13 protein-coding genes and 1 pseudogene are annotated in these 17,472 nt (G+C 59.0%); 11 read left to right on the top strand and 3 right to left on the bottom strand.

What is annotated here, in order from left to right; genetic code table 11:
* Positions 1 to 13 precede the first annotated feature (13 nt).
* Positions 14 to 997, bottom strand: a pseudogene (locus GOB90_RS19760) (B12-binding domain-containing radical SAM protein); the annotation flags it as partial.
* A 471-nt stretch (positions 998 to 1,468) separates the two neighbouring features.
* On the opposite strand from GOB90_RS19760, the gene metG reads away from it, so the two are divergent.
* From metG to GOB90_RS04270, 7 genes are all read left to right on the top strand, one after another.
* Positions 1,469 to 3,016, top strand: coding sequence for a methionine--tRNA ligase (gene metG / locus GOB90_RS04240; RefSeq protein ID WP_146888108.1), 1,548 nt, complete (start codon positions 1,469 to 1,471; stop codon positions 3,014 to 3,016).
* The gene (locus tag GOB90_RS04245; RefSeq protein WP_146888072.1) at positions 3,013 to 3,804 is read left to right on the top strand and encodes a TatD family hydrolase; all 792 of its coding nucleotides are present in this window, start codon (positions 3,013 to 3,015) and stop codon (positions 3,802 to 3,804) included. The genes metG and GOB90_RS04245 overlap by 4 nt, the downstream gene beginning before the upstream one ends.
* A gap of 33 nt (positions 3,805 to 3,837) precedes the next feature.
* Positions 3,838 to 4,641: an MBL fold metallo-hydrolase gene (locus tag GOB90_RS04250; protein ID WP_173571923.1), complete on the top strand. Its 804-nt coding sequence runs from the start codon at positions 3,838 to 3,840 to the stop codon at positions 4,639 to 4,641.
* Positions 4,642 to 5,113: 472 nt separating this feature from the next.
* Positions 5,114 to 7,060 (top strand): PrkA family serine protein kinase, encoded by a 1,947-nt coding sequence (locus GOB90_RS04255; RefSeq protein WP_146888070.1) that lies wholly within the window; start codon positions 5,114 to 5,116, stop codon positions 7,058 to 7,060.
* A 30-nt stretch (positions 7,061 to 7,090) separates the two neighbouring features.
* The gene (locus GOB90_RS04260) at positions 7,091 to 8,407 is read left to right on the top strand and encodes a YeaH/YhbH family protein (protein ID WP_146888068.1); all 1,317 of its coding nucleotides are present in this window, start codon (positions 7,091 to 7,093) and stop codon (positions 8,405 to 8,407) included.
* Complete coding sequence (locus GOB90_RS04265; protein ID WP_242011779.1) at positions 8,404 to 9,963, top strand: SpoVR family protein; 1,560 nt, start codon at positions 8,404 to 8,406, stop codon at positions 9,961 to 9,963. The genes GOB90_RS04260 and GOB90_RS04265 overlap by 4 nt, the downstream gene beginning before the upstream one ends.
* A 400-nt stretch (positions 9,964 to 10,363) precedes the next feature.
* Positions 10,364 to 11,521 (top strand): glycosyltransferase family 32 protein, encoded by a 1,158-nt coding sequence (locus GOB90_RS04270; protein WP_194300839.1) that lies wholly within the window; start codon positions 10,364 to 10,366, stop codon positions 11,519 to 11,521.
* 69 nt (positions 11,522 to 11,590) lie between these two features.
* Here the strand turns inward: GOB90_RS04270 and GOB90_RS04275 are convergent, their stop codons facing one another.
* Positions 11,591 to 12,397 (bottom strand): transglutaminase-like domain-containing protein, encoded by an 807-nt coding sequence (locus GOB90_RS04275; RefSeq protein WP_146888064.1) that lies wholly within the window; start codon positions 12,395 to 12,397, stop codon positions 11,591 to 11,593.
* A gap of 366 nt (positions 12,398 to 12,763) precedes the next feature.
* On the opposite strand from GOB90_RS04275, the gene GOB90_RS04280 reads away from it, so the two are divergent.
* Genes GOB90_RS04280 through dnaQ form a run of 4 tightly spaced genes read left to right on the top strand, consistent with a single transcriptional unit; the run spans position 12,764 to position 15,840 of the window.
* Positions 12,764 to 13,597, top strand: a complete 834-nt coding sequence (locus GOB90_RS04280) for an N-formylglutamate amidohydrolase (protein ID WP_146888062.1) — start codon at positions 12,764 to 12,766, stop codon at positions 13,595 to 13,597.
* Positions 13,594 to 14,499, top strand: coding sequence for a shikimate dehydrogenase (locus GOB90_RS04285; RefSeq protein WP_146888060.1), 906 nt, complete (start codon positions 13,594 to 13,596; stop codon positions 14,497 to 14,499). The genes GOB90_RS04280 and GOB90_RS04285 overlap by 4 nt, the downstream gene beginning before the upstream one ends.
* Before the next feature lie 7 nt (positions 14,500 to 14,506).
* Positions 14,507 to 15,160: a dephospho-CoA kinase gene (gene coaE, locus GOB90_RS04290; protein WP_146888058.1), complete on the top strand. Its 654-nt coding sequence runs from the start codon at positions 14,507 to 14,509 to the stop codon at positions 15,158 to 15,160.
* Positions 15,157 to 15,840 (top strand): DNA polymerase III subunit epsilon, encoded by a 684-nt coding sequence (gene dnaQ, locus GOB90_RS04295; protein WP_146888056.1) that lies wholly within the window; start codon positions 15,157 to 15,159, stop codon positions 15,838 to 15,840. Before coaE ends, dnaQ begins: the two co-directional genes overlap by 4 nt.
* A gap of 16 nt (positions 15,841 to 15,856) precedes the next feature.
* Here dnaQ and GOB90_RS04300 read toward each other — a convergent pair whose 3' ends face one another.
* The gene (locus GOB90_RS04300) at positions 15,857 to 17,446 is read right to left on the bottom strand and encodes a sensor histidine kinase (RefSeq protein WP_146888054.1); all 1,590 of its coding nucleotides are present in this window, start codon (positions 17,444 to 17,446) and stop codon (positions 15,857 to 15,859) included.
* Positions 17,447 to 17,472 lie beyond the last annotated feature (26 nt).

Below are 17,472 nucleotides of genomic sequence, written 5' to 3' on the forward strand. Positions count from 1 at the left end.
TTTCACTGTCAAACCCGACAATAAAGCCTGCATTCACGAAAATCCCGGCGCCGTGAATTTTAGCGATGCTCTGTTGCAGACTGCGCCGTGTATTCTGCTTCTTCTGCGCCATGACAAGAGTATCCGTATCCGGACTCTCAATCCCGACAAACACTGCGAAGAAATTCGTCTCAGCCAGGGAACGCAGAAGGTCATCATCGTCAGCAAGATTGACCGACGCCTCGGTGGAAAACTCAAACGGAAATTTATTCCTGTTCTGCCAGCTCTTCAGCTCCGGCAGAAATTTCTTGAGCGCCTTTTTGTTGCCGATCAGATTGTCGTCAACAAAATCCACATGCCCGCGATAACCAAGAGCATACAGGGCATCAAGCTCAGCCAGCACCTGCCCGTTCGTCTTGGTCCGCGGCACCCGGCCATACAGCTCGATAATGTCGCAGAACTCACAGCTGAACGGACACCCGCGCGAGAACTGAATGCCAACATGCAGATACTGATCCAGCTTCAGCAGATCGAAGCGGGGCAGGGGACTCTTCGTAACGTCCGTCTTTCCCATAGGCGCCTCGAAAACACCCTGCCGCGCGCCACTGCGCCAGACAGAGACGAAATCGCCCATGATCTCCTCGGCCTCCCCAAGCACCTGAAAATTCGCGGCGCTGTAGAAAGCCGGGGTGGATGTCACATCCGGCCCTCCGACCGCCACCGGCTTGTCACAGGCACGGCACATTTCGATGAGATGCAGAGCATCGTTCCGCTGAGGCAGCATCCCTCCGGTCATCACCAGATCGGCCCACTCAAAATCTTCATCCGTCAGAAGCTCTGTGTTGCGATTGATCAGCCTGATCTCCCAGCTCTCCGGAAGCAGAGCGGCAACGGTAATCAGACCAAGCGGCGCCGCCGGATAGCGCGCACCCGCAAGCTCACAGGCCTCCCTGTAGTTCCAGAACGAACCCGCGTTGAAGAGCGGGAAGATCATCAGAACCTTACATCTGTCGGTCATCAGGAAAAGACCCTTCGGTTCAACAACGGGTTATGATTGAAACGGACGATCTTTCGCCCCCTTCGGGAGCGCGCCGGTTCAGGAAGAACCCGGCCAGACGTTATGAGGGACATGCCGCGAACGCCTTTATATAATAATGTCGGATCAGCCGGTCCCGGACAACAAAAGTCTCCTTTACGGGCTCCCCGACCGGAAACGAGGAGCACGCGGACGGACTGACCCACCTCTGGCAAAATGGAAATATCCCGGTGAACGATCGTCTTCCCGATCCTTCATCCAGACGAACTGATGTTCATACGCCCAATGCGCCAATAGCGATAGATCAGCATCTGCGACACCACACCCCATACCCCCGCCGCTGCCCCCGGCGCACAAAACTCTCCCGTCATGGGGCAGGCATCCCGCCCCGGCTGTGCTATCCTTGCTAGCATCATGATGACCGACACCGCTACCAGGGATACCACGCGCGATATGACCGGCCGCTTCTACGTCACAACCCCCATCTACTACGTGAACGGCGCCCCCCATATCGGGCATGCCTACACCTCGATCGCCGCCGATATCGTCGCCCGTTTCAACCGGCTCTCCGGGAAAGACGTCTTCTTCCTGACCGGAACGGATGAGCACGGCCAGAAAGTCGAGCAGGCCGCGCAGGCCGCGGGCGAGGCCCCCCAGGCCTTCACCGATCGCATCTCAGCCGATTTCCGCTCCGTCGCGGACGCGATGAACATCTCCTACGACGACTTCATCCGCACCACCGATCCCCGTCACAAAGCCGGCGCCCAGGCCCTGTGGGAAAAAGTCGCGGCCAACGGCGATATCTACCTCGGCGCGTACGAAGGCTGGTACGCCCTGCGTGACGAAGCCTTCTATAGCGAGGACGAAATCACCACCCGCCCCGACGGCACCAAAGTCGCCCCGACAGGCGCGCCTGTCGAATGGATGCAGGAGCCATCCTACTTCTTCAAACTCTCCGCCTACCAGGACCGCCTGCTCGAACTCTACGAAACGCACCCCGAATTCATCGGTCCCGCCGGCAGCCGCAACGAAATCGTCAGCTTCGTTAAGCAGGGCCTGCGCGACCTCTCCGTCAGCCGCACCAGCTTCCGCTGGGGTGTCCCGGTCCCCGGCGATTCCGACCATGTGATGTATGTCTGGTTCGATGCCCTGGCCAACTACCTGACCGCCCTCGGCTACCCCGATCAGAATGCCCCGCGCATGGCTTTCTGGCCCGCGAATCTGCACATGGTCGGCAAGGATATCGCCCGCTTCCACGCCGTCTACTGGCCCGCTTTCCTCATGGCCGCCGGCATCGACGTGCCCGCCAGAATTTTCTCCAACGGCTGGTGGACCGTCGAAGGCGAGAAGATGAGCAAGTCGGTCGGCAACGTCATCGACCCGCGCGATCTCGTCGCTGAATTCGGCCTCGATCCCGTCCGCTTCTTCCTCATCCGCGAAGTCCCGTTCGGCGGCGATTCCGATCTTTCCCGCCGTTCGCTGATCAACCGCATGAACGTCGAACTCGCCAACGATCTCGGCAATCTCGGCCAGCGCACACTGTCGCTCATCGCCCGTAACTGCGGCGGCGCACTCCCGGCACAGGGCGCCCGCACCGCAGAAGATAATCACCTGCTGGCCCAGGCCTCGCTCCTGCCCGACATCATGACACAGCAGATCAGCCGCGTGGCGCTGACCGAGGCGCTTGAGGAAGTCTGGAAGCTGATCCGTGCCTGCAATGCCTATATCGATCATCAGGCCCCCTGGGCTCTCAAAAAGACCGATCCCGAGCGGATGGCCGCCGTCCTGCGTGTTCTGGCGGACGCCCTGCGCATCATCGCCACCGTGCTTCAGCCCTATATGCCCGGCAGCATGGACCGCATGCTGACCCAGCTCGGCGTCGAACCCGGCGAACGACATTTCGCCGCTCTGGATACACCACTCCCGGCAGGCCGTGCCTTACCGAAACCGGAAGGCATTTTCCCCCGCTTCGTCGAACCGGAAGCGGAGACCGCAAAATGACCGGACTGATCGACACCCACTGCCATCTTGATCACTTCTCCACCGAAGAAATGCCGGCTCTGCTCGACCGCGCCCGCGAATTCGGCCTGGACGGCATGGTCACCATCGGCACACGACTGTCACGTCAGACCGAACAGAAGGCCCTGACGAAATATGCGCGACCGGATCTTGCGATCTGGTGCGCAATCGGCACCCACCCCGATCATGTGGACGAAGAAGGCATCCCGGAAGCTGAAACCATCGCGGCGCTTACGGAAGAACCGGAAGTAATCGCCATCGGCGAATCAGGACTGGACTACTTTCACGGCGCCGAAGAGATTCGTCCGACACAGCAGGCCAGCTTCCGCGCTCATATCCACGCCGCAAGACTGACCGGCCTGCCACTCGCCATCCACGCCCGTCAGGCCGACGAAGACATCGCCGCGATCCTGACGGAAGAAACGGAAGAACGCGGCGCGTTCCCGTTCCTGCTGCACTGCTTTGCCTCCGGCCCCGATCTGGCAAAAGCAGCGCTGGAACTCGGTGGCTATCTCAGCTTTTCCGGCATTGTGACCTTCCCGCGTTCCACAGAACTGCGTGAAATCGCCGCCAGCGTGCCGAAAGATCGCCTGCTCGTGGAAACAGACTCGCCTTTTCTCGCGCCGGTTCCGCGCCGGGGCAAACGGAATGAACCGGGCTACACCGCCTACACTGCCGGCGTTGTCGCGGACCTGCACGGCCTCGAACCGGCGGCGTTCGCGGAGATGACAACCGCCAACTTCCACCGCCTGTTCACAAAAGCCGCGTAAGAAAAACCAATGAACGCTGTGTCAAACGGAATGCTGGAAGTCACCGTGCTTGGCTGCGGCGGCTCTTCCGGCGTGCCGCAGATCGGTGGCCCGGACGGACGAGGGGAGTGGGGCGCGTGTGACCCGCACGAGCCGCGCAACCGTCGCTCACGTGCTTCCATTGTCATTCAGGCGCCGGACGGACAACGCCTGCTGGTCGATACCGGTCCCGATCTTCGCGAGCAGTTAATTGCAAACGGCATCGCCTGTGCCGACGCCATTTTCTACACCCACTCCCATGCCGACCATATCGCGGGCCTCGACGATGTTCGTCCTTTCAACTGGGCACTGAAACATCCGATTCCGGCCTACGGGACAGGCGATACGTTGACCGACATCAGAGCCCGCTTCGATTACGCATTCCGCCCCTGGACCGAAAAAGACTTTTTCCGTCCCGGCGTCGAGGCCAGGACCATTCTGCCCGGTGAACGGCTCCATACTGCGGGACTCGCGCTCGACGTTTTCGAACAGGACCATGGCCGCATCACATCGCTCGGTTTCCGCTGCGGCGGCTTTGCCTACTGCACCGATGTCGTCGCTCTGTCCGACGAAACCCTCGAACTCCTCAACGGCGTCGATACATGGATGGTCGATTGTCTGCAGTACAAGCCCCATTCGGCTCATGCCTGGCTGGACCGGGTTCTCGAATGGGTTCAGCGGATCGGTGCCCGAAGGACTATTCTGACCCATATGGGCCCAGCCATGGACTGGGCCACGATGAAACGTACCCTGCCGGCAAATGTGGAACCCGCTTACGACGGACTGAAATTTCAGACTTCCGGCAGTCTGGCGCGTTAAATCCGCATCCCCGATTCTGCCACATCACCCGGCACTGTGCGCCGCTGCGCGGACAAGCCCATGACGAAATCCGGATTTTCCGGACAGGGCTTTTTCCTGTGACGAGAATCAGGCCGGCTTCGACACGAAGCGGCTGATTAAAAAAAGAAAATATTAGTGAAAACCCTGTTTCGAACAAACAGGAAATGCGATTTCTCTTGAAATCGCCATTGGAACTTCGATAGCCTGCTTGCATCGGGTTCACTTGAACCGCGCTGTTTGCCCGTTTTCTTCCGGAAAGGCAAGCCTTAATGTGCCATCAGGCTGTTTCTTTCATAGTTCGGTGCGGGCTCTCCGCATATTTCAGACCTGGCACATTCAGGGGACAGGCAGACTCAGAGAAAAATACGCACCGTTTGCCTCCGTCCGGATGCAGGGAGACCACAGAATATACCGTCTGACAGACTGCTAATATTTTCGGAGAATCGTATTGATGGCTTCCGTCTCTGACGTCTTTTCCCTGGCAACCGCGATGCGTGACCGGCATCGCGAGACTGAAATGAGCCTTGCGGAGTATCTTGAAGCCTGCCGCGCCAGCCCGTCCTGCTACGCCAGCGCCGCCGAGCGGATGCTGAAATCCATCGGTGAGCCCGTCCTCGTCGATACATCCCGTGATCCGCGCCTTTCACGTATTTTCATGAACCGCACAATGCGGATCTATCCCGCCTTCGAAGACTTCTACGGCATGGAGGAAACGGTCGAGCAGATCGTGGGCTTTTTCCGCCACGCCGCCCAGGGTCTCGAGGAACGAAAGCAGATCCTCTACCTGCTCGGCCCCGTCGGAGGCGGTAAATCGTCCCTCGGCGAACGTCTTAAAACACTCATGGAACGCGAACCTGTTTATGTGCTCAAAGCCGGCCGCCATCTCAGCCCGGTCTTCGAAAGCCCGCTCGGCCTGTTCGATCCCGTCACCATGAGCGCCGCCCTGGAGCGCGATTACGGCATCCCGCGCCGGGTGCTGACAGGCATCGCAAGTCCCTGGGCTCTGAAACGGCTGGAAGAGTTCGACGGCGATATCTCCCGCTTCTCCGTCGTAAAACTCCATCCGTCAAAGCTGAAACAGATCGCCATCGCCAAGACCGAACCGGGCGATGACAACAATCAGGATGTCTCGGCTCTTGTCGGTAAGGTCGATATCCGTCAGCTCGAACATTTCAGCCAGAGCGACCCGGATGCCTACAGCTTCTCGGGCGGGCTGAACCGCGCCAACCAGGGCATCCTCGAATTTGTCGAGATGTTCAAAGCACCGATCAAAATGCTGCATCCGCTCCTGACCGCAACCCAGGAAGGCAACTATGTCGGCACGGAAAATATCGGTTCGATCCCGTTCACAGGCGTCATCCTGGCGCACTCAAACGAAGCCGAGTGGCAGAGCTTCCGCAACAACCGCACCAACGAAGCCTTCCTCGACCGCGTCTGCGTGATCAAGGTACCTTACTGCCTGCGCGTCACCGAAGAAGCCAAAATCTACGAAAAGCTGATCGCGGGTTCAGCCCTGAAAGACGCGGCGCTTGCGCCAAACACCATGGACATGCTGGCCCGCTTTGCCGTGCTGTCGCGCCTGAAACCGCACCCCAACTCCACCCAGTATGCAAAACTGCGGGTCTATGACGGCGAAAATATCCGCGAAACCGACCCCAAAGCCCGGACAATGCAGGAGTATCGTGATTCCGCCGGTGTCGATGAAGGCATGGACGGTATTTCAACCCGCTTCGCCTATAAAATCCTGTCGGCGACGTTCAACCACGATTCCGCCGAGGTCTCAGCCGACCCGGTCCATCTCATGTACGTGCTCGAGCAGGCCGTCCGGCGTGAACAGTTTCCTCCGGAAGTCGAGGCAAACTATCTCGCTGTCCTGAAAACCGAACTGGCAGGTCGTTATGCCGAGTTTCTCGGGCATGAGATTCAGAAAGCCTATCTGGAGAGCTATAACGATTACGGCCAGAATCTGTTTGATCGCTATCTCGATTATGCCGATGCCTGGATCGAGGATCAGGATTTCAAGGACCCCGATACAGGGCAGATGCTGAACCGTGATCTGCTGAATGCGGAACTGACCAAAATCGAAAAACCCGCCGGAATCGCAAATCCGAAGGATTTCCGCAACGAAGTCGTCAAGTTCTCTCTTCGTGCCCGCGCGAATAACGGGGGCCATAACCCCTCATGGACCTCGTACGAGAAAATTCGCGATGTCATCGAAAAACGGATGTTCAGCCAGGTGGAAGATCTGCTTCCCGTCATCAGCTTCGGTTCGAAAAAGGACGGAGAAACCGAGCGCAAACATGATGACTTTGTCGAGCGCATGATGGAGCGAGGCTATACGGAACGTCAGGTCCGCAGACTCGTTGAATGGTATATGCGCGTGAAACAGTCCGCATAAACGAACACCAGAAGCCTGAGGTGTCGCGCTTTGGACATTATTGACAGACGCTCAAATCCGCATGGCAAAAATCTTGAAAACCGCAGACGTGCTCTGGGAAGAGCACGCGATGCAGTCCAGGAAGCCGTGCGCGAAGCCGTAGCAAACGGAAAACTCCGCGAGGCAGGGCAGGGGAACGCGGTCTCCATCCCGGCGGATGCACTGCACGAACCCGGATTTCATCGTGTGTTCAGCACCGGTGAGCGCCACATCGTTCTCTCCGGCAACCACGAGTTTTCACGGGGAGACCGCCTGCGGCGCCCGCCCGGCGGAGGCGAAGGCAGCGGTGGCGGCGGAAGCGGTCAGGCCAGCGATGAAGGCGGCGGAGAGGACAGCTACCGTTTCCTGCTTTCCCGCGATGAGTTCCTTGATCTTTTCTTCGGAGATCTCGAACTTCCCGATCTGGTGAAACGCGAAATCGCAGCCACCGAAACCACGGCACCAAGCCGCGCGGGCCTGAGTAACGATGGCTCTCCGTCGCAGCTCGATATGGGCCGGACCATGCGTTACTCGATGGCGCGTCGCATCGGACTCGGTCGCCCCAAACCGACTGAACTGAAGGAAATCGAAGCCCGGATCGCCGAACTGGAAGATACCCGCCCTCTCCTGGACGCGGATGCGGAAGAACTGGAAGCCCTGCGCGAACGGCGTCGCGCCATGCGGCAACGGCTGAACCGTATTCCCTGGGTCGATCCGGTCGATCTGCGTTACCGGCGGTTCGCTCCCACTCCGAAGCCTTCAACCCGTGCCGTGATGTTCTGCATCATGGACGTGTCCGGCTCAATGACGGAACGGATGAAGGACCTGGCCAAACAGTTTTTCCTGCTGCTCCATGTTTTTCTTGAAAAACGCTACAAAACCCTGGACGTCGTCTTCATTCGTCACGCCGAAACGGCTGAAGAGGTGGACGAAGAAACGTTCTTCACAGATCCCCGCACCGGAGGCACCGTCGTCTCCACCGCCCTGACCGAAATGCTGCGGGTCCAGCGCGCGCGCTATCCGGTGCAGCAGTGGAACATCTACGTCGCTCAGGCGTCCGATGGCGACAATTCTCCGTCCGATACGCCCCGAACGGCAGAACTGCTTGAATCCGAAATTCTGCCGCTGGTGCAGTATTACGCCTATATCGAAGTCATGGGGTCCGGCGCCGTGATCCGCGGAGATACAGATCTCTGGCGTGTTTATCGCGAAATTGCAGAACGTCAGTCCCAGCTCGCTATCCGGCAGGTCAGCGACCGCAAGGAAATTTTCCCGGTCTTTCGTGAGCTTTTCGCACGCAGAACAGCAGAAAAGGCGGGCAGGGTATGACAGGATCTGCAATGACAGGCGCCTCCGTCCAGGCGGGAAAAGGTCTTCTCTATCAGGGTGCTGACTGGAACTTCCACATCATCCGGGACTGCTACGCCGCGATCGGGGAAATCGCGGAAAAAGAACTCGGGCTCAACGTTTTCCCCAACCGCATCGAAGTCATCACCTCCGAACAGATGCTCGACGTCTACACAACCAACGGTATGCCCGTCAGCTACAGTCACTGGTCTTACGGCAAGCGTTTTGCCGGCCACGAAAATGCCTATCGTCGTGGCCTGATGGGCCTCGCCTATGAGGTCGTCATCAACTCCAATCCCTGCATCAGCTATCTGATGGAGGAAAACAGCGCCACCATGCAGGCGCTGGTGATCGCTCATGCCGCCTTCGGTCACAATCATTTTTTCAAAAACAACCGGCTTTTTCAGGAATGGACCGACCCGTCCCAGATCCTGAACTATCTCGAATTTGCCCGCGGCTATATTTCCCGCTGCGAGGAAACCTATGGCCAGGAAGCCGTCGAGCGTGTTCTCGATGCCGCCCATGCCCTCCAGGGGCAGGGCGTCAACCGTCACAGCGGCTCCCGACGTATCGATCTGCACGGCGAACAGGAACGCGCACGGGAAAGACGCGCCTGGGAAGATCAGTCCTTCAACGATCTCTGGCGCACCCTTCCGCCCGTCAGCGACCCGGAACCTCTGGCGAACGGAGAGAAAAGCGCCCTCAGGCGAAAATTCGGCCTGCCCGAAGAAAATATCCTCTATTTCCTGGAAAAACATGCCCCGCGCCTGGCCCCGTGGGAACGCGAAGTCATCCGCATCGTCCGTCTCATCGCCCAGTATTTCTACCCGCAGCCCCAGCTCAAACTGATGAACGAAGGCTGCGCCACCTGGGTCCACGACCGTATCATGACCCGCCTGCACGAACTGGGGCGCATCGACGACGCCGCGTATATGGAGACCATCCACTCCACAACCAACGTCATCGCCCAGTTCGGCTACGATCAGGGCTCGACCAGCTTCAATCCTTACGCACTCGGCTTTGCTATGATGAAGGACATCGCGCGGATCTGCTCGGACCCGACAGAGGAAGACCGGCGCTGGAGTCCCGATATCGCCGGCAACAACGACCCTCTCGGCACGCTCCGGCACGCATGGGCGGAATACCGTGACGAAAGCTTCGTGCTTCAGTTCCTCTCGCCCCGCGTCATGCGGGACTTCCGGATGTTCCGTCTGCTCGATGACACGCGCGACCCCTATCTGCTCGTCGATGCCATTCATGACGAGGCGGGCTACCGGGATATCCGCCGCACCGTCGCGGCCTCCTACGATCCCTCGGCCTGGTACGCCGAAATCGAAGTGGTCGATGTCGATATCTACGGGGACCGCACGTTGCGCCTCGAACACCGGACACGACAGGGGCAGTTACTGGCCGAGAATGATATGAAAATGACCCTGAAAGGACTGGCCGATCTCTGGGGCTACAGGGTCGTCCTGCAGGAAGTGGACAGCCTGAGCGGAAAGCTGCTGGCGTCGCATGAATCACTCGCCACCGCATAAAAAATTCATGCCCGGCGGAGGCCTGTCACGAACGGCAGGCACCCGGCAGCCAGGAGACACTGTCATTATCCGTCATGAGATTCTGAAAGCCTGCCTGGTTCCGTTTCGAAAGCAAAATCCCGGTCAGAAACGCGCTGTCTCCTGCCTTGCTCCCCGGGGAGCCATCGGTTATTCAGCAAAGAATAACTGAAGCTGCGAGGGTTATCCGGCAACAAAGAATGTCGACGTTAATAATTCATAAAAAGGATCTGCTGAATTATTGTTGTTGTCGGAATTCTGAACGGAATACAGAGGCAATTCCATTATTACGCCGGTCCGGAATATAGTCAGATAAACGCAAAATAAAGGCTCATACTCGAAAGATGGAGAATATGAGTGATGTAACGGGGAGAGCATATCCATGAGCGACACGCTGGTTGCGGAAGAACCTGATATCGAAACAGGCCCGAAAACCGTCACGGAATACGACATCCGGCAGATCGAAGCCGATCCGGGCGCTCTGAACTATTATCAGCAGCACGGCGCCAGCACGCTTCACGATGCCTTCGCCATTGCGAATATCCTCCACACGGACAAATACGTCCGGGAGGCCGCCTCCATCTACGGCCTGGCTTTCCGCCTCCATTCGGAAAGTAACTCCGCCTACCCGATGCCGCACTCACTCCTGCAGGCCCGGCTGCTCTGCCTGCTGAAAAGCGGCACAACCCCGCCGCAGCGTGAAGTCGATATTCTCCGCTCGCTCAATATCCCGCTCGCAAATTATATCGAGGGCGTCGAACTCGCCTGGCACCGGCAGGATTTCAAAGGTGCCATAGCCAGAATCGGCAACGCCTACGAAGAATTTCATACCGGAGAGGAAATCGACGCCGTTCTCCTCGAAATAGCCCTGAACTCTTCCCTCGACCTGTTTTCTGCCTCTCCCGTCTCGGATAAACGCATCCCGCGCCGCCTGTTCATGTACTGGGATCAGAACCCGCCGGAAGAAATCCGGAATAACTTCGATTACCATAAGAATATCGAAGGTTTTGAATGCAGAATTTTCGATAAGCACGAAGCTGCCGAATGGCTGTACGATAACTACGGCATCGAAGCCCGCTCCCTGTTTCTCGGAGCACGGCACCCGGCGGAAGCCGCGGATTTTTTACGCGTGCATGTGACCCAGATGTACGGAGGCTGGTGGCTTGATGCCGATATCCGCGTCCGCGACACCGCGGCCGTGAACTTCCTGGCAACGCAGACCGATCAGAATGTTATCGTCCTGACAAATAACTGTGTCGTCCATAACGATTTTTACGGAACGATAGCAAACAGCACCGTGGGCGCAGACTGCCTGCTGTCCCTCTACAGAAACTGCTATCTGCATACCGGCCTGTTCATCGCGTACAAAACCGGCCCCGGTGTCTTCAACCGGGCGCTCAGCCGCAGAATACATCGCTCTTACGAGGGCGTTAAATCTCCGGATTCAATCAGAATTTACCGTAGCGACGTTTTTGACCGCGTCATTCATCAGTTCGACACGCCTTATAAGACTGTCCTGCCTTCCTGGCATTCAGTCTGACAAAGCGATACCCGGACAGCACGAGAGCCCTGTCCGGGTATCGAAAAAAACCCTGGAATCCGAAGATCTTCAGGTGATCTCATAAGTCGTGACGTTAAAAGACGTCAGAAGATGCGGACCAAACGACGTCGAAATCGCAACATCCGCCGCGTCACGCCCGCGCGCAATCACAATACGTCCGATACGCGGCACATTATGACGGGCATCAAACGTATACCAGTTACCATCCAGCCAGACTTCGAACCATGCGGAAAAATCCATCGGGTCAGGCAGGAGAGGGACGCCAATATCCCCCAGATACCCCGTGCAGTATCGCGCCGGAATGTTCATGCAGCGGCAAAGCGTCACCGCAAGATGAGCAAAGTCCCGACACACGCCGATGCGCTCATTCCAGCCTTCCCACGCCGTCCGGGTGTTTCGCGCATTGGCATAACTGAATGTGAGGTGATTGTGCACATAGTCCACAATCGACTGCACCCGCGCCCAGCCATGCGGCGTATTGCCGAATATCGACCAGGCAAACTCTGAAAGAAGATCCGTCTCGCAATAGCGGCTGCCAAGCAGAAAAACGAGAACATCGGACGGCAGATCCTGAACCGGAGTCTGCCGTGCGTCATAGACGTGCCGCTCATGCCTGCCGCTGTCATAAACAGTGAATTCAGCCGATGTGCGAAACACGCCGGCCGGTGCCACAAGCCTCGTGCAGCGATTGCCAAATCCGTCGATATAACGCTGCACCGGAACCAGAGGCTCAAAAACAGGGCGTTGCGGCGTAATAAGATCCGGCTCCCGTTCCGGACGGATATCAAGCATCAGGATAAGCGGCGTCGGTGCCAGAAATTCAATTGAAATGTCGTAACCGGCGCGAATTTCCATAAATTATGTCTCCCTGCGTCCCCAAAATCATCCTGCCGATCCAGACGGCGGAAAGAGACGATATTCAGTAAGTTCCGAAAGGTCCCCCGGATCATGAACGGGACAACGGGAACATTTCCCGATGCACGGAGCACAGTTTTAACGAGCAGGGGACCGGCGTGGTTCCACCAGATCGTTACGATTATGATATTTGTACGGAACCGGCACGGATAAGCAACAGCTTAACGGCCATGCGCCCGGGCACAGTCTCAAATCACGACAAACAGCCTTGATACCGGTCGCCAACTATGTGACTCCGGTCAGGACTAAAATCACGACCGTCACATAAATGTGCCGGGTCACACGTGCGTCAGGCGAGAGAACAGGATGACAACGACCGGAAGCAAACACAACGAGCCGACGACGCTCCTTCGTGCAGGAGACCCGGAACCCGTTCGCGTCCATGGCAGCGCCGGTTCTCAGTCACCGTTTCTGCTGGTCAGTGACCACGCCGGGCGCGCCATCCCGACCGCGCTGGCAACTCTCGGCGTCCCGGAGAAGGACCTCTCCCGCCACATCGGATGGGATATCGGCATCGACGGCCTGGGCCGGCTTCTGGCCCGGCAACTCGGCGCATTGCTGATCGAACAGACCTATTCCCGCCTCGTCATCGACTGTAACCGCGCACCGGGCCATCCCACGGCCATCGTCACCGTCAGCGATGGCACCCCGGTTCCGGCCAACGCCGATCTGCCAGCCGGGGCCGCCTCCATGAGAACCCTGGAAATTTTCGAGCCCTATCACACCCGCATCGGCGAGGAACTCGACCGGCGCACGGAGGCCGGTCTCGAAACATTTCTCGTGGCATTACACAGCTTCACCCCGGAAATGCACGGCCTGAAGCGTCCCTGGCAGGCAGGCGTGCTGCACAATCATGATCCGAGATTCGGACGGCTGCTCATCGACATACTGCTCGAAGAGGGACTCGTAACCGGCGACAACGAACCCTATGAGCTGACCGATACCAGCGACTACACCGTCCCCGTGCATGGTGAACGCCGGCGCATCCCCCATGTCGAGCTGGAAATCCGTCAGGATCTGATCGCATCGGAAGCCGGACAGGCCGAATGGGCCAGCCGGCTCGCAAAAGCCCTGAACGAGGCCCGCGCCCGCTACCACACTCAGTACGGAAAACACCCCGATCAGGAGAGCCAGCCGTGAAAAGGGGCAGAATAACCGGTCAGGCAAAACTCGCCGGCGTCCTCGGTCACCCGGTCTCTCACTCCCTGTCGCCCGTCCTGCACAATTACTGGCTCGAACAGCGGAATATCGACGGCGCCTATGTTCCGCTCCCCGTCCGCCCGGAGCAGTTCGCCATCGCCGTGCGTGGCCTCCAGGCCGCCGGTTTCCGAGGCGCAAACGTCACGATCCCGCACAAGGAAGCCGCCTTCGCACTCGTCGATGAGCCTGACCTCGCGGCCCGCCTCTCCGGTTCCGTGAACACGCTTGTCTTCAGCGAGGACGGACGCATTCAGGGCTCCTCCACGGATGGTTTCGGCTTCCTCGAAAGTCTGACAGCAGATGGCGTCGATCTCACGCATCTCAGACAGCAAGGCCCGGCCCTCCTGTTCGGAGCCGGCGGCGCCGCGCGATCCATTGCAACAGCCCTGCTGGAACAGGGTTTTTCCGTCATCATCAGCAACCGGACGGAACCCCGTGCCCACGCCCTGGTCAAAGACCTCTCCCAGGCATGGGAGGAACACACCGGCAACAGCGCGCCAGACCTGTCTGTCCAGCCCTGGGCAACCCCGGAGAGCGTTTCCGGCGACATCTCCCTGCTTGTCAACACCACATCGCTCGGCATGTCCGGTGGCCCGGATACCGCATGGATGCCGGATCTCGCCCATGCGTCTGAAAATCTCGTTGTCTGCGATATCGTCTACATCCCGCGCGAGACCCCGCTGCTAAAAGCGGCCACCCAACGCGGACTGGTCGCGGTCGGCGGCCTCGGTATGCTCCTCCATCAGGCCCGCCCGGGCTTCCGCGCCTGGTTCGGCACCGAAACCACGGTCGATGCCGCAACCATTGATTACGTCTCGGACGCCCTGAAGTGCCGCGCCTGACCTGCCCATGAAAATCCTCGGCCTGACCGGCGGCATCGGGATGGGCAAAACAACCGTCGCCCGTATGCTGAAACAGGCCGGCTTCCCTGTCTTTGATTCGGATGCCGAAGTCCATCGCCTGCAAGGCCCGGGCGGAGAGGCGGTGCAGGCCGTAGGCCACCTGATCCCATCCGCGCTTATCCCCGGCACAGACCCCGGATTACGGAAACACCCTTCGGGCGCCAGCCTCAGCCGAACGGCATTACGCCAGGCCATCATGGCCGATCCGTCTCTGATCCGCTCACTGGAGAAAATACTTCATCCCATGGTGTTCGCCGCCCGTGACCGCTTCCTGCGCCGATGCCGTTACAGGGGCGTGCACTGGGCCGTCATCGACGTGCCGCTCCTGTTCGAAACCGGCACTGACCGCCGCTGCAACCGTGTGGCCGTCGTCTCGGCTCCACATGCCACTCAGGTCAGACGGATCGCGCAGCGCCGCAGCATGAGCAGGACCGAAGCCGCCCGCATGATTGCGCTTCAGATGCCGGACTGCGAAAAGCGCCGACGGGCAGATGTCGTCATCCGCACCGGACTGTCCATGGCCGATACCCGCGCGCAGGTGAGGGCGCTCATCCGGCAGCTGCGGTCAGACAACACCAGAGAAAAGGAAACACAATTATGAAACGGTCAGTCCTTTTCGATACGGAAACAACCGGTCTGGAAGCCACCGGAGGCGACCGCATCATCGAAATCGCCGCCCTAGAACTGCTGGGCGATCTCCCGACCGGGCGCGCCTTCCACGTTCTGATCGATCCCGAGCGGGACGTCCCGCCCGAGGCCGCCCGCGTCCACGGCTTCACCCGGGAAGATCTGGAAGGAAAACCGAAATTCGCCGAAATCGCGGACGATTTTCTGGCCTTTATCGGCAATGACGAACTGATTGCCCATAACGCAACCTTCGATTTCGGCTTCATCAACGCGGAACTGGACCGCATTGGAAAACCGCCGCTCGACGACGAACGCAAGGTCGATACCCTCCTGCTGGCCCGCGACCGGTTCCCCGGCATGCCCAACAACCTCGACGCCCTCTGCCGGCGTTACGGCATCGACCTCTCCGAGCGCACGACACACAACGCGCTGCTCGACTGCAAACTCCTGTCCGAAGTCTATATCGAACTGATGGGAGGCCGTCAGCACGGCCTCGGCCTCGGCGGCGAAGACGGCGAAGACACCCTCCAGTCCGTCCGCTACAAACGACAGGAAACACCGCGCAGACCAATCCTCATCGTTCCGGATGAAACCGCGCTGGCAGCGCACGCCGCCTTTGTCGACGCCATGAAAGACCCCGTCTGGCGACGTTAAACCCAAAGACGGGATTTTACGCGACCAGTATCACTCTGACCGCCAGCCCGTGCGGCACCCGGTTGTAAAGCTTCACATCGCCACCCTGACCCAGAATGATCGTCCGGGTAATCGACAGCCCCAGACCCGTGCCGCCAGTCTCGCGATTCCGGCTTTCCTCCGCCCGGACAAACGGCTCAAACATCCTCTCAAGGTCCTCAGGCAGCAATCCCGGCCCCTCATCCTCAACAAGGACCACCACATGTCCGTCTTCCGGTTTTGAAACCGTGACCGTCGCACTCCCGCCATAAATGATCGCGTTGTTCACGACGTTGGTAAAAGCGCGTTTCAGGGCAAGCGGCCGGCCTCTGATAATCACCGGCGGAGGATCACCGGCCAGAATGATTTTGTCCGCATCGGCAGGACGACTTTCCCCGACATCATCGACAACAGTGGCCAGCAGGGCCGTCAGATCAAGCGCCGTCATCGCCTCGCGGGTCGAACTGTCACGTCCGAAAGCAAGCGTCGATTCCACCATCGCCGAAAGCTCGTTCAGATCCGTGAGAACCTTCTCCCGCATCTCATCATCTTCAATAAACTCGGCACGAAGTTTCAGCCGCGTAATCGGCGTGCGCAGATCATGCCCGATCGCCGTCAGCAGATGGGTCCGCTCCGAAACAAACCGCCCGACGCGATCCGCCATGGCGTTAAAGGCCGCCGCGGCCCGCGCGATCTCTGTCGGCCCGTTCTGCGGCAGCGGCGGCGTACCCGCGTCAGGCACAAAAGCCTCGGCGGCGGCGGCCAGCGTGCCCACAGGCGCAATCATTCGCCGCATACCCCACAAAATGAGAATACAGCCGCCCGCCGTCATCAGGCCGAACGCAATGGGAAAAGCCGGCGAACTGAACGGCGTCGGAACCGGAAGACGATAATGAATGACAAGCCAGCGCGTATCATTGGGCAGAAGCAACGCGATACCCTGCCTTCGTGTGTGCCGGTCAGGCACCGTAAACACACGTTGCGGACGCCAGCGTGAAGGAAGCACCGGAAAACGGTGCCCGTCCACTCTGGGATCACATTGCTGACCCTGAAAAGCCGGATGCGGCCCCCCCTGATCCGGCGAACGACCTTCATCCGGCCCGTGATCACGCATCGAAAAAGCAGAAGGCGGCCCGCCATGAAACATCCCCGGGCCACCCATATCGTCAGGTCCATGCGGCGGCCCTCCGCCATCCGGAAAACCCGGATTGCCACCCTGTCCTCCGGGAAATCCTCCCGGAATGAAAAGCAGCCGGCGAAAATCGGCCGCCGATACTTCCAGTGTCATATCCGGATCAGGTCTGGAGGCGAGCGTTACGTTAAAATTCGCAGGCAGTTGCAGATCATCGACCGCGCTTACCCGGTCTTCCGGGCTGGTTTCAGCCACCGTCCGGTAAGCCATGATGGCATGCGTCACCGCCTGGTGAGAGGCCAGCCGATCATCAAATGCAATGCGATCCAGCGTCTCGATCGTCAGTCCGACGATCTCGAGCAAGGCAAAACCGACAATGAGCAGAAGGCTCGTGCGCGCCACAAGAGAAGAGGGCAGGGGCGAGTGCCGGACAAGCCAGTCTGAGAGACGTTTCATGACGATTTCAGTGCCTCAGACCACAA

This window comes from Acetobacter oeni, from assembly GCF_011516825.1.
Lineage (GTDB): Bacteria > Pseudomonadota > Alphaproteobacteria > Acetobacterales > Acetobacteraceae > Acetobacter > Acetobacter oeni.

What these genes read in the sequence shown, in the direction of transcription:
- metG (WP_146888108.1), top strand. Translation starts at nt 1,469, where the DNA reads ATGACCGGCCGCTTCTACGTCACAACCCCCATCTACTACGTGAACGGC.
- GOB90_RS04245 (WP_146888072.1), top strand. Translation starts at nt 3,013, where the DNA reads ATGACCGGACTGATCGACACCCACTGCCATCTTGATCACTTCTCCACC.
- GOB90_RS04255 (WP_146888070.1), top strand. Translation starts at nt 5,114, where the DNA reads ATGGCTTCCGTCTCTGACGTCTTTTCCCTGGCAACCGCGATGCGTGAC.
- GOB90_RS04265 (WP_242011779.1), top strand. Translation starts at nt 8,404, where the DNA reads ATGACAGGATCTGCAATGACAGGCGCCTCCGTCCAGGCGGGAAAAGGT.
- GOB90_RS04270 (WP_194300839.1), top strand. Translation starts at nt 10,364, where the DNA reads ATGAGCGACACGCTGGTTGCGGAAGAACCTGATATCGAAACAGGCCCG.
- GOB90_RS04275 (WP_146888064.1), bottom strand. Translation starts at nt 12,397, where the DNA reads ATGGAAATTCGCGCCGGTTACGACATTTCAATTGAATTTCTGGCACCG.
- GOB90_RS04280 (WP_146888062.1), top strand. Translation starts at nt 12,764, where the DNA reads ATGACAACGACCGGAAGCAAACACAACGAGCCGACGACGCTCCTTCGT.
- coaE (WP_146888058.1), top strand. Translation starts at nt 14,507, where the DNA reads ATGAAAATCCTCGGCCTGACCGGCGGCATCGGGATGGGCAAAACAACC.
- dnaQ (WP_146888056.1), top strand. Translation starts at nt 15,157, where the DNA reads ATGAAACGGTCAGTCCTTTTCGATACGGAAACAACCGGTCTGGAAGCC.
- GOB90_RS04300 (WP_146888054.1), bottom strand. Translation starts at nt 17,446, where the DNA reads ATGAAACGTCTCTCAGACTGGCTTGTCCGGCACTCGCCCCTGCCCTCT.